At 51.6% G+C, this 12,941-nt stretch carries 11 protein-coding genes; 5 read left to right on the top strand and 6 right to left on the bottom strand.

Features of this window, described 5'->3' with window-relative positions:
* Positions 1 to 5: 5 nt before the first annotated feature.
* Entirely contained in the window at positions 6 to 1,091 is a 1,086-nt protein-coding gene (mnmA, locus tag DXB92_RS05065) for a tRNA 2-thiouridine(34) synthase MnmA (RefSeq protein ID WP_021680449.1), read from the bottom strand.
* A gap of 340 nt (positions 1,092 to 1,431) precedes the next feature.
* Here mnmA and DXB92_RS05060 point away from each other — a divergent pair, with 340 nt between their 5' ends.
* Positions 1,432 to 2,553 (top strand): SLC13 family permease, encoded by a 1,122-nt coding sequence (locus DXB92_RS05060; RefSeq protein ID WP_117732880.1) that lies wholly within the window; start codon positions 1,432 to 1,434, stop codon positions 2,551 to 2,553.
* Here the strand turns inward: DXB92_RS05060 and DXB92_RS05055 are convergent.
* On the bottom strand, positions 2,533 to 3,393 hold the full coding sequence (locus DXB92_RS05055; protein WP_117732878.1) for an LD-carboxypeptidase: 861 nt from the start codon (positions 3,391 to 3,393) through the stop codon (positions 2,533 to 2,535). The genes DXB92_RS05060 and DXB92_RS05055 overlap by 21 nt on opposite strands.
* Before the next feature lie 432 nt (positions 3,394 to 3,825).
* Between DXB92_RS05055 and pflB the strand changes: the two genes are divergently transcribed.
* The 4 genes from pflB to pflA all read left to right on the top strand — a co-directional run bounded on the left by pflB (position 3,826) and on the right by pflA (position 7,350).
* Positions 3,826 to 5,901, top strand: coding sequence for a formate C-acetyltransferase (gene pflB, locus DXB92_RS05050; protein WP_117733070.1), 2,076 nt, complete (start codon positions 3,826 to 3,828; stop codon positions 5,899 to 5,901).
* Between the two features lie 36 nt (positions 5,902 to 5,937).
* Positions 5,938 to 6,147, top strand: a complete 210-nt coding sequence (locus tag DXB92_RS05045) for a hypothetical protein (protein WP_021680445.1) — start codon at positions 5,938 to 5,940, stop codon at positions 6,145 to 6,147.
* A 57-nt stretch (positions 6,148 to 6,204) separates the two neighbouring features.
* Positions 6,205 to 6,444 (top strand): autonomous glycyl radical cofactor GrcA3, encoded by a 240-nt coding sequence (grcA3, locus tag DXB92_RS05040; RefSeq protein WP_046436038.1) that lies wholly within the window; start codon positions 6,205 to 6,207, stop codon positions 6,442 to 6,444.
* Between the two features lie 144 nt (positions 6,445 to 6,588).
* Positions 6,589 to 7,350 carry a pyruvate formate-lyase-activating protein gene (pflA, locus tag DXB92_RS05035; protein ID WP_117732876.1) on the top strand — a complete coding sequence of 254 codons (762 nt, stop codon included), beginning with the start codon at positions 6,589 to 6,591 and terminating at the stop codon, positions 7,348 to 7,350.
* Between the two features lie 92 nt (positions 7,351 to 7,442).
* Here pflA and DXB92_RS05030 read toward each other — a convergent pair whose 3' ends face one another.
* From DXB92_RS05030 to DXB92_RS05015, 4 genes are all read right to left on the bottom strand, one after another.
* Positions 7,443 to 9,734 (bottom strand): GGDEF domain-containing protein, encoded by a 2,292-nt coding sequence (locus DXB92_RS05030; protein ID WP_181976919.1) that lies wholly within the window; start codon positions 9,732 to 9,734, stop codon positions 7,443 to 7,445.
* Positions 9,735 to 9,996: 262 nt separating this feature from the next.
* Positions 9,997 to 10,707 carry an NERD domain-containing protein gene (locus DXB92_RS05025; protein ID WP_117732872.1) on the bottom strand — a complete coding sequence of 237 codons (711 nt, stop codon included), beginning with the start codon at positions 10,705 to 10,707 and terminating at the stop codon, positions 9,997 to 9,999.
* Positions 10,708 to 10,763: 56 nt separating this feature from the next.
* Positions 10,764 to 11,633 carry a prohibitin family protein gene (locus DXB92_RS05020; RefSeq protein ID WP_181976918.1) on the bottom strand — a complete coding sequence of 290 codons (870 nt, stop codon included), beginning with the start codon at positions 11,631 to 11,633 and terminating at the stop codon, positions 10,764 to 10,766.
* Between the two features lie 502 nt (positions 11,634 to 12,135).
* Entirely contained in the window at positions 12,136 to 12,939 is an 804-nt protein-coding gene (locus DXB92_RS05015) for a dockerin type I domain-containing protein (protein WP_117732868.1), read from the bottom strand.
* Positions 12,940 to 12,941 lie beyond the last annotated feature (2 nt).

Raw genomic sequence — 12,941 nt, 5'->3', positions numbered from 1 at the left:
TTGCCTCAGGACTTTTCCGCACTGGAAATTCTGCCGCCGCCCACAACGGTTTCGCCGTCATAGAGAACGACAGCCTGTCCGCAGGTGATCGCCCGCTGCGGCTCGTCGAATTCCACATGGAGTACGCCGTCTGGTGTGCACCATGCCGTGGCAGGCTGTTCCGGATGGCGGTAACGGATCTTCGCCTGTACGCGAACCGGCTTTTCCAGACTGTCGCAGGAGATCAGGTTCACGTCGGTGGCGGTCAGCCTGCGGGAAAACAAGTCCTGACTGCCGCCCAGCGTGACGGTGTTCTGTTCCGGACAGATGCCGCAGACATACAGCGGATGCGGGGCAGAGATACCCAGCCCTTTTCGCTGTCCGATGGTGTAGTGAATGACACCGCGGTGGGTGCCGATCGGTTCACCGGCTGTGTTGAGAAACGCACCGGTCCGGGACGTTTTGCCGGTGTAGCGTTCAATGAATCCGGCATAGTCGCCGTCGGGAACAAAGCAGATGTCCTGACTGTCCGGCTTGTCCGCGTTGATGAAGCCGTTTGCCTCAGCGATCTCCCGCACCTCGTGCTTGGAGAGTTCCCCCACAGGGAACTGGGTGTGTGCCAGCTGTTCCTGTGTCAGATTGTACAGGACGTAGCTCTGATCCTTACTGTTATCCAGCCCCTTTTTCAGCAGATACCGTCCGGAAGCTTCATCGTAGACCACGCGGGCATAGTGACCGGTGACAATGGTGTCCATCTGCATTTCCTGCATCCGCAGATAGAGCTTTTCAAATTTCAAGTACCGGTTGCAGTCGATGCAGGGGTTGGGAGTCCAGCCCTTTTCGTAGGCACAGACAAACCGATCCATGACCTCCTTTTCAAAGTTTGCCGTGAAGTTGAAAACATAGTAGGGCATGTGCAGCCGGTAAGCCACGCTGCGGGCATCTTCCACATCGTCCAGAGAACAGCAGGTCTTTTCCCGCTTTACGCCTGCCTGTTCGTTTTCAAACAGCTTCATGGTCGCCCCGACGCATTCGTAGCCCTTTTGCTGCATCAGCAGAGCCGCCACGGAGCTGTCTACACCGCCGCTCATCGCAATCAGTGCCTTTTTCATACGATCACCTTTTTCCTAGAATCTTATATTATATTCAGTATAAACGAGAACGGGGGAAAAGTCAAGGGCAATACCGCACAAAGAGCGTCTGGCGACTTTGCACGCCATCTGCTTGCAAATTTCCCGTCATATTTCACAAAAATGCTCGTGAATACATCCAGTATTCACTCCGCTTTTTGTTTCATCTGACGAAAAATTTGACGACGCATCTGTCGCACAATCTTTGTGCGGTATTGCCCAAGGAAATGTGGAAAATCATCTGACAGGAGCGTTTGACTTTTCCCGGAAAAGTGTTATACTGGAAAGTATGTAGAACGTAACAGAAAAGGAGAATGTATCAATGAAACGTTTTTTGCAATGGTGGAAAGGACAGCCGGTGCTGGGGATCTCGCTTTTGGCGGCGCTGGTGTCCATGTGCTTTGTGCCGCCGGATGCCGGCTATTTGTCCTACTGCAACCGGGCTGTGCTGATCCAGCTGTTTTGTCTGATGCTCACGGTGGCAGGACTGCGCAGCATCGGCGTGTTTGAACAGGTGACGCAAAACTTGTTGAAACGTGCCGGGACGGTGCGGCGTGTGGGAATGTTCCTCGTTCAGCTTTGTTTTTTCAGCGCAATGCTGGTGACCAATGATGTGGCGCTGCTCACTTTTGTGCCGCTGACACTGCTGCTGTTCCAGGAAATCGGGGATGAGAAAAGCCGCATCTGGGTCATTGTTCTGGAGACAGCCGCCGCCAATCTGGGCAGCATGATGACACCGGTAGGCAATCCTCAGAACCTATACCTCTATGCGGCGTATCAGCTGCATACCGCAGACTTCTTCCGTACCATGCTCCCCGCCGGCGTGCTGAGCTGGCTGATCCTTCTGGGACTGTCGTTCCTGCTGCCGAAAACGCCCTGTGCCGGAAAGCCTGTGGAAACGGCTTCGTCTGCCATACCGAAAAAGCCGGCGGCGGTATATCTGCTGCTGTTTCTGGCGTGTCTGTTGACTGTGTTCCGGGTGCTTCCGGACTGGCTCTGCCTTCTGCTGACTGCTGTACTGGTATTTCTCTGTGACAAAAAGCTCTTTGCCCAGGCAGATTACTGTCTCCTGGGGACATTTGTCTGCTTTTTCGTGTTCGTGGGCAATATTGCACGGGTCGATGTGGTTCGGGATTTCTTTGCCGGCGTGATGCAGGGCAGGGAACTGTGGGTCTCGGCAGCGCTTTCGCAGTGTATCAGTAATGTGCCGGCGGCGGTGATGCTGTCCGGCTTTACAGAAAATGCAAATGCACTGCTGCTGGGCGTGAATCTGGGCGGCCTTGGAACGCCTATCGCATCTCTGGCGAGTCTGATCTCCTATCAGTTTTACAGTAAGGCAGCGCATTCCCGTCCGGGAAAATATCTGGGCATTTTTTCTGCTGTGAATTTCGGAATGCTGGCGATTTTGCTGGCAGTGGGATGGCTACAGCTGCGATCCTTCTAAGCGGATTCCCTCGTATGCCAGACAATGCGCCTCCGGCTGATGCCCCAATTCTGTGGTCACGGCAATGGGCAGTGCAGGATCGTCTATGATGTCCTGCACCAACCGGTACAGCGTCGGGAGCTGCTGCTTTTCCGCCAGTTCCGAAAAGTTCCCCAGCAACACGCCGCTGCATCGGGAGAACATTTCCATTTGCCGGTATTGGTGCAGCATAGTCTCCATTCGAGCAAAACTGCCGGAATAACTCTCCAGAAACAGTACCCGTCCCGTGGGATCTGGCTGCCACGGTGTGCCGGTGAGCTTCAGCGTGCAGCGGATATTGCCGCCGCAGACCCTTCCGGAGAGCGAACTGCCCTGCAAAAAGGCATAGTGAAATCGAAACAGAGCATCGTCCTGCTGCTGTATCCAGCGCGCAAACCGTTCTTTGGCGGCGGAACTGCTTGCCAGAAAGCGCGCCTGCAAATAAAACACCGGGACGTCTCCGAAATCCTGCAGCGGATTGAGCAGAACCGAGACGTCGCTGTACCCAAAAAAGGGCTTTGAGCATCTGGCGATCTCTTTAAAATCGAGATGGGGCAGAATGGCATTTGCTGCGTCACCGCCGGTCAGATCGAATAAAGCATCCACTTCCGGGTCTGCAAACGCGGCTTGTATGTCTGCGGCGCGTCGTTCTGCCGGCTGCGGCTTGCCGGCAGCAGTCTGGTATAGGGATGGAAAAATCACGGTGTGCAGTCCCAGTGATTCCAGAACAGCACAAAGACGCGAAACCGTATCACTGTCCCGGGGCAGCCCGTCGGAACTGCCCACCAGTGCAATGGTACTGCGGGGAGAAAGCTGTAACATGAAAAGACCTCCGTTCTTATTTATAAGGCAATACCGCACAAAGATTGTGCGGTATTGCCTTATAAATCTGCTTTAGTATAACACATCAGATAGTCACCGTCAAAGCTGAAATTGGACCTACAATTTTACAAACGAAACAGGAAATGCGATTTTACTTTTCTTTTTTTTAAGAGGAATCCAACAAATCGCCGGAAAAGATCAAAAAGTAAGGTTTTGCAAAAAAAAATCTTGGGAATTTGCAAGAAACCTATTGACATCGTAGTTGAGATGTGATATTATTAAGACAGATCAAAACACAGTCCTCTGACGGCAAAAAACACGTCGTGCAAGCGTCGTGAAAATTGCCTGCCCAAAAGATTGTGCTTTGGAAAAATCCAAATCAAATTTCGCCGGTTTATCCGGCAAAGGGGAGATCTTAAAATGGCAGAGACAATGGCAAAAGCATGGGAAGGCTTCGTTGGCGGTGCTTGGGAAAAGACCATCGACGTTCGTGACTTCATCCAGAAGAATTACACTCCGTATGAGGGTGACGAAAGCTTCCTGGCTGGCCCGACAGAATCCACAACAAAGCTGTGGAGCGAAGTAATGGATCTGTTCCAGAAAGAACGTGAAAACGGCGGCGTTCTGGACATGGATACCAAGCTGGTATCAACAGTAGATTCTCACGAAGCAGGTTATATCGACAAGGATCTGGAAACTATCGTAGGTTTGCAGACTGACAAGCCGCTGAAGCGTTCTCTGCAGCCGTTCGGCGGTATCCGTATGGCTGAAGAAGCATGCAAGGCTTACGGCTATGAAGTAGATCCGGAAATCACCTATATCTTCACACACTACAGAAAGACACATAACGAGGGCGTATTCGATGTTTACACACCGGAAATGCGTGCTGCTCGTCATAATGCGATCATCACCGGTCTGCCGGATGCTTATGGTCGCGGCCGTATCATCGGTGACTATCGCCGTGTGGCTCTGTACGGTATCGATCGCCTGATCGAAGACAAGAACTACCAGAAGGCAATTACTTCCGGCACCATGACCGAAGAAAAGATCCGCCTGCGTGAAGAACTGGCAGACCAGATCAAGGCTCTGAAGGCTCTGAAGAACATGGCAAAGAAGTACGGCTATGATATTTCTGTTCCGGCTACCAATGCAAAGGAAGCAATCCAGTGGACATACTTTGCATATCTGGGTGCTGTCAAGGATCAGAACGGTGCAGCAATGAGCCTCGGCCGTACCTCCACATTCCTGGACATCTACATTCAGCGTGATCTGGACAACGGCACTCTGACTGAAGAACAGGCTCAGGAATACATCGACCACTTCATCATGAAGCTGCGTATGGTCAAGTTCGCAAGAACTCCGGAATACAACGCACTGTTCTCCGGCGACCCGCAGTGGGTTACTGAATCTATCGGCGGTATGGGCATCGACGGCAGAACCCTGGTTACCAAGAACAGCTTCCGTTATCTGCATACTCTGGAAAATCTGGGTACTGCTCCGGAGCCGAACCTGACCGTTCTGTGGTCCAAGCGTCTGCCGAAGGCATTCAAGCACTACTGTGCAAAGCTGTCCATCAACACCTCTTCGTTCCAGTATGAGAACGATGATCTGATGCGTGTGACACACGGTGATGACTATGCGATCGCTTGCTGCGTATCCTCCATGCGTGTTGGTAAGGAAATGCAGTTCTTCGGTGCCCGTGCAAACCTGGCAAAGTGCCTGCTGTACGCAATCAACGGCGGTGTCGATGAAAGACTGGACGCTAAGACCGGCAAGCACAATCAGGTTGGTCCGAAGTATCGTCCGGTAGAAGGCGATTATCTGGATTATGATGACGTTATGGCAAAGTACACAGACATGATGGCATGGCTGGCTAAGCTGTACGTAGATACCCTGAACTGCATCCACTACATGCACGACAAGTACTGCTACGAAGCAATCCAGATGGCTCTGCACGACAGAGATGTAAAGCGTTACTTCGCAACTGGTATCGCTGGTATGTCTGTTGTTGCTGACTCCCTGTCTGCAATCAAGTATGCAAAGGTAAAGTGCATTCGTGACGAATACGGCGTTGTAACTGACTTCGAAGTAGAAGGCGACTTCCCGAAGTACGGCAACAACGACGACCGTGTAGACAGCATTGCTGTTGAGATCCTGGACAAGTTCATGGATATGATCCGCAGCAACTACTGCTACAGAGGCGGCGTTCCGACCACTTCTATCCTGACCATCACTTCCAACGTTGTATACGGCAAGAAGACCGGTAACACTCCGGACGGCCGTAAGAAGGGTCAGCCGCTGGCTCCGGGTGCAAACCCGATGCACGGCCGTGACACTCACGGTGCAGCAGCATCTATGGCATCTGTTGCAAAGCTGCCGTGGAAGAATGCACAGGACGGTATCTCCAACACCTTCACCATCATTCCGGATGCTCTGGGTAAGGATTCCAAGGTATTCGCTGGTGATATTGACATCGCTTCTATCCGCGAGGAAATGGAAAAGCAGTAAGTCTGAAAAGGACTATTTGAAAGGAGGCACAGGGTCATGGCAGAACATGAAGTCAAGGAACAGGATAAGTCGGACGAACTGGTGGACATGATTGAAAAGCTCATGGAAGATGGCAGCGGTCATCTCACGATTTCGGAAGACGATCTCATGGGCGAGGGCTTGAATGTGAAGACCTATCGCAGCATGGATTGCTCGAAGGGGAACATGGCTTGCTGTCAGCCGACTGAATTTATAGAGGACGAGTGAGTTTTTCACCAGTCCCGCGTATATCCTGATTTGTAAATTCTCAAGGAGGAATTTATCATGGCAAACGAAAAGCAAATTGAAAATCTGGTAGGTCTGTTGGACGGCTATGCAGAAAAAGGCGGACACCACCTGAACGTAAACGTTCTGAACCGCGAAACTCTGCTGGACGCTCAGGCACATCCGGAAAAGTATCCGCAGCTGACGATCCGTGTCAGCGGCTATGCTGTTAACTTCATCAAGCTGACCAAGGAACAGCAGGACGACGTTATCACCAGAACTTTCCACGCTGCTCTGTAAGCGGAAACGTACTGAAACAGCAAAATTAGCATAACATAATGTTAGCAGTGGGCGTGCAGTTTCTGTACGCCCATTGTTGTATCAAAATGATCGGAGTGCGGCAGAATATTCGTGAAATGCTGCATTTCAGGAAAGGAGTACAACATGGAAGGACACATTCATTCTACCGAAAGCTTCGGCACCGTTGACGGCCCTGGCATTCGCTTTGTGATTTTCTTTCAGGGCTGCCCCATGCGATGTCAGTACTGCCACAATCCGGACACGTGGACGATCGACAACGGCAACACCGCAAATCTGCGTTCTGTGGAATCCCTGTTGAAAGAGTATGACGGCATCAAGGAATTTCTCCATGATGGCGGCATTACCGCCACCGGCGGCGAACCACTGGTGCAAATGGAGTTCCTGACAGAACTGTTTGAAACTGCCAAGAAGAAGGGCATCCATACCTGTCTGGACACCTCCGGAATCCTGTTCCGGCAGGAACGCCGCGAGGAATTCGACCGCCTTATGGCAGTGACAGATCTGGTCATGCTGGACATCAAGCACATTGATGACACCGAGCACCAGAAACTGACCAAGCAGAGCAACAAGCACATTCTGGAATTTGCGGAGTACCTGAACGAAAAGGGCGTTCCCGTCTGGATCCGCCACGTGGTCGTGCCGACCATTACGCTGAATGATACCTATCTGAAACAGCTGGGGCATTTTATCGGCGGACTGGATAATCTGAAAGCTCTGGACGTGCTGCCGTATCACACCATGGGCGAAGTCAAGTACGAAAATCTGGGCATCGACTATCCGCTGAAAGGCATTCCGGCAGCAACCAAGGAACAGGCGATCCACGCAAAACAGGTGATTTTCGAGGGCATCAAGGAACGGATTCGGGAAGATATTCACAAGAAGTGAAAGATCTGCACGCAGACCGCATGCAATAAAAACAACAAAAGCCGCATCACGGAGAGGGCTCCGGTGATGCGGCTTTTTGATTCCTAAGACAGTTACACTGGCATAGAATCATTCTGCGGTTTGATGACAATGCGGTTCTTGTTTTTCTTATCCTGATATAGCTTCTGATCGGCGTACTTGACGTAATTCTGCAACTGTTCCCCGCCCTGACATGTCACAGTATACACCCCGACACTCAGCGTGATGTTATAGGGAATGGCACTGGTAGCGTTATACTGCTGGGCAGCCTTTTTGATGCTGTCGTAGATCTGTTTTCCGGCGGTTTCCGGATCATCGGCCATGACGAAGCCGGCGAACTCATCGCCGCCCACTCTGCCGATTGCGTCCAGCAGCGGCGTAGCAGAACTGAGATACTGCACACAGGTTTTCAGGGCATGGTCGCCGCCGTCGTGTCCGAATGTATCGTTGATGATCTTCAGATTGTCCAAGTCTGCCAGAATCAGCACGCCGCCTTTCCCAGCGGATTCCTGACTGCTCAGCATGGCATTTGCTGCACGATAGAAACCGCGGCGGTTGTACACACCGGTCAGTTCGTCCGAGTCGGAGATCAGCTTCAGACGGCTGTTGGCAAATCGTGCTTCCTCCAGATTGCCCTCCAGTTCCTTGACCAGCCGCGTCATCTTAATGGCAGAGCAGATCTGCGGTGCTACGGAATAGATCTGGGAAAAATGGTTATAGTCCAGTTCACAGATAAACAGCCCGTACTGCTCCTCGTTGGAGAACAGCGGCACCATGACAAACGTATACCGCCGGTCCTGCGGCATATAGCGGTTGGCAATGCAGGAGTAAATAGAAATCTGCTGTTCCGGTGGCTCTACCCGCTGTAACTTCTGCCCGATATGGTAGGATTTCAGGTACAGATTTTCCGGCATGATCCACTGCTCATATTGATAGTGCACCACCGGCGAATGGAAGACGTAGATATAGCTGCTCTTGAAGTTGACCCGATAGAGGTTTTTCACAATGGAGAAAAAGCTTTTTTCTTCATCATTGCTGTTGATCATCATGTCCTTGTTGATATTGCTGATCAAAAAATTACTGTACACCAGATTGGTACGGAGCAGATACTGCTGCTGCATGCTGTAGTCCAGCAGGTTATCCAGAAAGAACTCGTGGAGCCGTTCTGCTGCCAGCAGGTTTTCCGGCTGTTCCCGACAGATCTGCACGGCAAGTTCCTTCGCATACGTCACAACTTTTTTCAGCAGCGGCACCTGTATCGGAATCACGTCCGTCTGGTCGAACATCTCGGAGATTTCCTTCTGGTATTCCGCCAGCGGCAGCGGTTCATGGCTGCAAACTGCCTGAAATTCTTTCTTCAGCAGTTCCCACACCCGCCAAATGAATCTGGTCTTTGTCGCACTTTCCAGATCGCCGATGTACTTGTTGAAGATCATGCCCACAATTTCTTCCGCCGCACAGTGATCTGTCAGATTCTGAATCTGTTCCTCTGTCAGGTCGCAGGATTCCCGCACGATCAGCCGTGCGTCCAGCGTCCTGCTCCGGGTTTCCCCTGTCCGGATCAGTTCCACCAAAGCCTGCACAGACTGGTAGCCCATGCTGCTGATATTGGTACGCACGGTCGTCAGCATGGGTTTCAGACTGGTGGCAACTTCGGAATCGTCAAAGCCGGTGACCAGAATATCCTCGCCGACACGCATTTTCCGTTCCTTGAACACCTCATAGCCGCCGATGCACATCTTATCATTGGCAAAACAGATCGCCTCCAGATCGGGGTGCAGATCCAGCAGATTCCGCACCACTTCTTCCGAAGTCTCGGAGAAGTTGCCGTATACCACCTTGGTGCAGTCATACGGAATATGATTTTCCTCCAGCACTGCACGGTAGCATTGCAGACGCTCCATGGCATCCTGATTTCCCATAGGACCGGAAACAAAGCCGATCTTCCGGCAGCCATGGTGGTGTATCAGATGTTCTACAGCCAGCTTCATGGCGTTGGTATTGAACCGAATGCAGGGGTATCCCGGGAATTCCACTTCCATAGTCAGCAGGGGCAGCGGATCATAGGAGTGGAGAAACTGTGCCATTTCCTCCCGACTGATATAGGAGCCGACAGTGCCTGCCGACACCAGCAGACCGTCCAGATTCCTTTCAGAAACATAGTTGTAGATCACGTTGTACTGATAATCATAGATCGAGTATTTTTCATCATCTTCTACTGCATTGATGCCTCTGCCCGGCAGCAGGATCAGGTTGATGTCCAGTTCTTCTGCCGCAACAATCGCACCCTTGAGAATTTCGCTCGCATATTCATTTTCCAGATGGTGTATCATCAGACCGATCTGGAGCCTTTTTTTCTCAGTCATGATTGCTCTCCCCTGTCTTCTATCCAAAACTCCACTTGTCATTGCAATGAAACCACACAAAATGATTTGTGCGGTGCTGCTTTATGGGAATATTATGAAAGCATTATAGCATTACAAAGATTGTGCGGTATTGCCTTTGATTGCATGCATTCTGTATTCATGCACTTCTGTAGTATAACATATTTGATTTGGAAATGCAAGAGTTTTTTCACATTTTATTTTCATAAAAATAATGACTAACTTGCATAATTTAACTTTCTCATTACACTTCATTTTCCAGCGTATAGCGGCATTCCGGATAGTTGGTACAGCCATAAAACGAGCCGTACCTGCCCTGCCGCAGCACCAGCTTTCCGCCGCAGCGGGGACAGAGCCCACGCCGCAGGGCAAACCGCCGATAGGCAATTTCATCATCGATCTGGGAGAGGTGCTGTTCCCGTGCCTGCGGGTCCTCGATGTTGGCACACAAAATCACGCCGGCGTAATAGCGGACATCGTCCCACAGCAGCAGGGGCTGTTTCCGGCGACGGACGGCACGGCACACCTTGGAAATAGGCACCAGCTGTTCTGTACTGTCCTCCGGCTGTACCACCTGTAAGACGGCATCATCTGCGAACGCCACAACGGAAAAGAAACAGTCCCGTTCCAGCCCCAGCAAACTGGCAAGTGCCTGCACATGGGCATAATTCTGGCGAAAGGGATTCCGCAGGTCATACTGCCTGCCGTGACACTCCTGCACCCAGAACTCTTTCCAGATGCTGCCGGAAATGGTGCCGTGATAATTCTTGGTTTCGATCACAAAAATGCCGTAGACGGACACCACCACATGGTCGATCTGTGTCAGACGGCTGCCGCAGGGAAGCAGCAGGTCTGACAGCACGATGTACTGTCGGGAATCCAGCCGCCGCAGCCGGCGGGCAACCTGTTTTTCGCCCTGTATGCCTTTTTTGCCGGACGCTGCCAGCCACTTCATGTTCTTCCCTCCGGTCTATGCAAAAACGGCAAAGCAGTGATGCTCTGCCGCTGCCGTTATTCTCCCGCGTTTTCTGCCGGCTGTGTCGAAGCGGCTCTGCCGGAAGAAGCGTCCACCAGAATCGAGGAATCCGAGGAAACCACATTGGGGTATTCGCCGTTCCACTTTTCGATCTGCTGGTACTTCAGAACGTTTTCGTTCAGGGACGCGTTGATCTTTTCGTTTGCCTCGGCTTCTGCCTCTGCCTTTTGCCGAATGGCATCTGCCTCCGCCTTGGCGGCGATCACCTTTTGTTCGGCATCTGCCTGTGCTTCAATGACTTTCTGTTCCTTTTCGGTTTCTGCCCGCAGCTTGTTCTGCTCGGCAACCTGTTTCTGTTCGATCGCCGCGTTGAACTCCTCGGAGAAGTCAAAGTTGATGATATTGAACTTGTCGATGAGAATGCCGTATTCCTGCACCTTTTCCGCCAGTGTGGCACCGATTTCCTCGCCTACGGCGGAACGCTTGGTAATCAGTTCTTCCGCGGTATACTGGGCGGTAATGGCTTTCATGGATTCCTGAATTGCCGGCTGGAGCACGGTGTCGGCATAGCCCTCGCCGATGCTCTGATAGATCTTGGCGGAATCGTCCTTGTTGATGTGGTAGTTGATCGCCACGCCGCTGGAAACGGTTTGCAGATCCTTGGAAACACCGTTGGAATCGATCTCGGTCTTTTGAATCTTGTTGTTCATCATCACGATCTGCTGGGCAAAGGGCACTTTCAGATGCATGCCCTCGCTCAGTACCCGATCAGAAACCTTTCCCATGGTGACGATCACGCCGGTGTGTCCCGCCGGAACGATGGTCACAGCAGACGTGCCGGCGATCAGAGCCAGAAGCACTACCGCACCAATGAGGATCCCGTTCCGCAGTTTGTTGTTTTTCATAGACATTCCTTTCCTGAACAGTTGAAATGTTCGTTTTTCTTTGGGTGTTTCCTTAATTATAGCATAATTTCGCTCTTTTTGTCAAGATATGCACGTTCCGGTGCCACGGAAATCAATTTTCATGATAGCCTCCCCTGAAAGGGGTGACTCCCCACGGGGTGGGGAGATGCCCGCAGGGCAGAGGGGACCGCTCAGTACGAGGGGGACCGCCGTTAGGCGGTGGAGAGGTTTTTTCGTAAAATCTTTTTTATGACGTTTTCAGCATAAGTAGAAACCCCTCAGTCAGTGCTACGCACTGCCAGCTCCCCTTTCAGGGGAGCCTCACTTGTCAAACTTCATAATTTGGCACAATTTAAATCAACATATTTTTGAAAATTGATTTCCGTGGTTCCTGCGAAATCTGTCCCTGCTCCATTCAGCCTATGAAAAAACACCGCATTGCCTGACCGGAAGAGATCCGGAAAGGGCATGCGGTGTTGTGCTTCTAATATGCGGTATTGCCTTAGTTTGCCAGAATTTCTTCCCAGTTTGTCGAAACGCCGGCACCGTTCAGGGCGATGTAATACAGCAGATAGTAAAGATCTGTACTGTCCATGTCCCCGCTTTTGTCAATATCTGCCGCATTGGCTGCCACGGTTTCCGCCATAGAGGACGCATCTCCTGTGAAAGTCGCATTCTTCTGACCGGAACTTTTCTTTGCCACGTACAGCAGCAGTTCGAACACGTCAGTGGAATCGATAAAGCCGTCGTTGTCCACATCTCCCAGCGTATACGGCACATACTGCATGGTCAGGTCTGTGCCGCCTGCCCAGATGCCGTCCTGCACAGAAGCATCTGTCACCACTGCGGAAACGTCCTGCTTGTCCCCCTCCTGCAAAGTGAGGTTCCAGTCAAACTGGCTCCGTTCCACATTCTGGGTAAAGCCCGGATCCATGACGACCAGATGTTCTTCTATATAGGAACAACTGCTGTCTGCCTTGTCCCACACGCTGACGGTGAAAGAGGAATCATAGGTTTCCGTATTCACATTATACTCACAGCTGTCCAGCGTGAAATCGTAGGTACCGTCGTTTTCCAGTGTGGTGTCGTAGTACGTGATAACGCCGTCCAGCGTGTCCTTCTCGATCTTCACCCGAACGTCCCGATCACCGGAAACCGTCATGGTCAGTGTGCCCTTTTGATCCTGCAAATACTTGCTGGGGGTAACGGCAACGCTGTCGTCTGCGAATACTGCCACAGCGGGAACTGCCGCCGCTGTCATTCCCGCTGCGGTCAGTGCAGCGAGAAGTCTTTGTCTTTTTTTCATGG

The organism is Ruminococcus sp. OM06-36AC, from assembly GCF_003438725.1.
GTDB lineage: Bacteria > Bacillota > Clostridia > Oscillospirales > Ruminococcaceae > Ruminococcus_C > Ruminococcus_C callidus.
The sequence above is the reverse complement of the archived record's forward strand: the minus strand, read 5'-3'. Positions and strand labels throughout refer to the sequence as shown.

Bases quoted from the DNA above. Each gene is read 5' to 3' on its own strand.
- mnmA (WP_021680449.1), bottom strand. From the start codon at position 1,091: ATGAAAAAGGCACTGATTGCGATGAGCGGCGGTGTAGACAGCTCCGTG.
- DXB92_RS05060 (WP_117732880.1), top strand. From the start codon at position 1,432: ATGAAACGTTTTTTGCAATGGTGGAAAGGACAGCCGGTGCTGGGGATC.
- DXB92_RS05055 (WP_117732878.1), bottom strand. From the start codon at position 3,393: ATGTTACAGCTTTCTCCCCGCAGTACCATTGCACTGGTGGGCAGTTCC.
- pflB (WP_117733070.1), top strand. From the start codon at position 3,826: ATGGCAAAAGCATGGGAAGGCTTCGTTGGCGGTGCTTGGGAAAAGACC.
- DXB92_RS05045 (WP_021680445.1), top strand. From the start codon at position 5,938: ATGGCAGAACATGAAGTCAAGGAACAGGATAAGTCGGACGAACTGGTG.
- grcA3 (WP_046436038.1), top strand. From the start codon at position 6,205: ATGGCAAACGAAAAGCAAATTGAAAATCTGGTAGGTCTGTTGGACGGC.
- pflA (WP_117732876.1), top strand. From the start codon at position 6,589: ATGGAAGGACACATTCATTCTACCGAAAGCTTCGGCACCGTTGACGGC.
- DXB92_RS05030 (WP_181976919.1), bottom strand. From the start codon at position 9,734: ATGACTGAGAAAAAAAGGCTCCAGATCGGTCTGATGATACACCATCTG.
- DXB92_RS05025 (WP_117732872.1), bottom strand. From the start codon at position 10,707: ATGAAGTGGCTGGCAGCGTCCGGCAAAAAAGGCATACAGGGCGAAAAA.
- DXB92_RS05020 (WP_181976918.1), bottom strand. From the start codon at position 11,633: ATGAAAAACAACAAACTGCGGAACGGGATCCTCATTGGTGCGGTAGTG.
- DXB92_RS05015 (WP_117732868.1), bottom strand. From the start codon at position 12,939: ATGAAAAAAAGACAAAGACTTCTCGCTGCACTGACCGCAGCGGGAATG.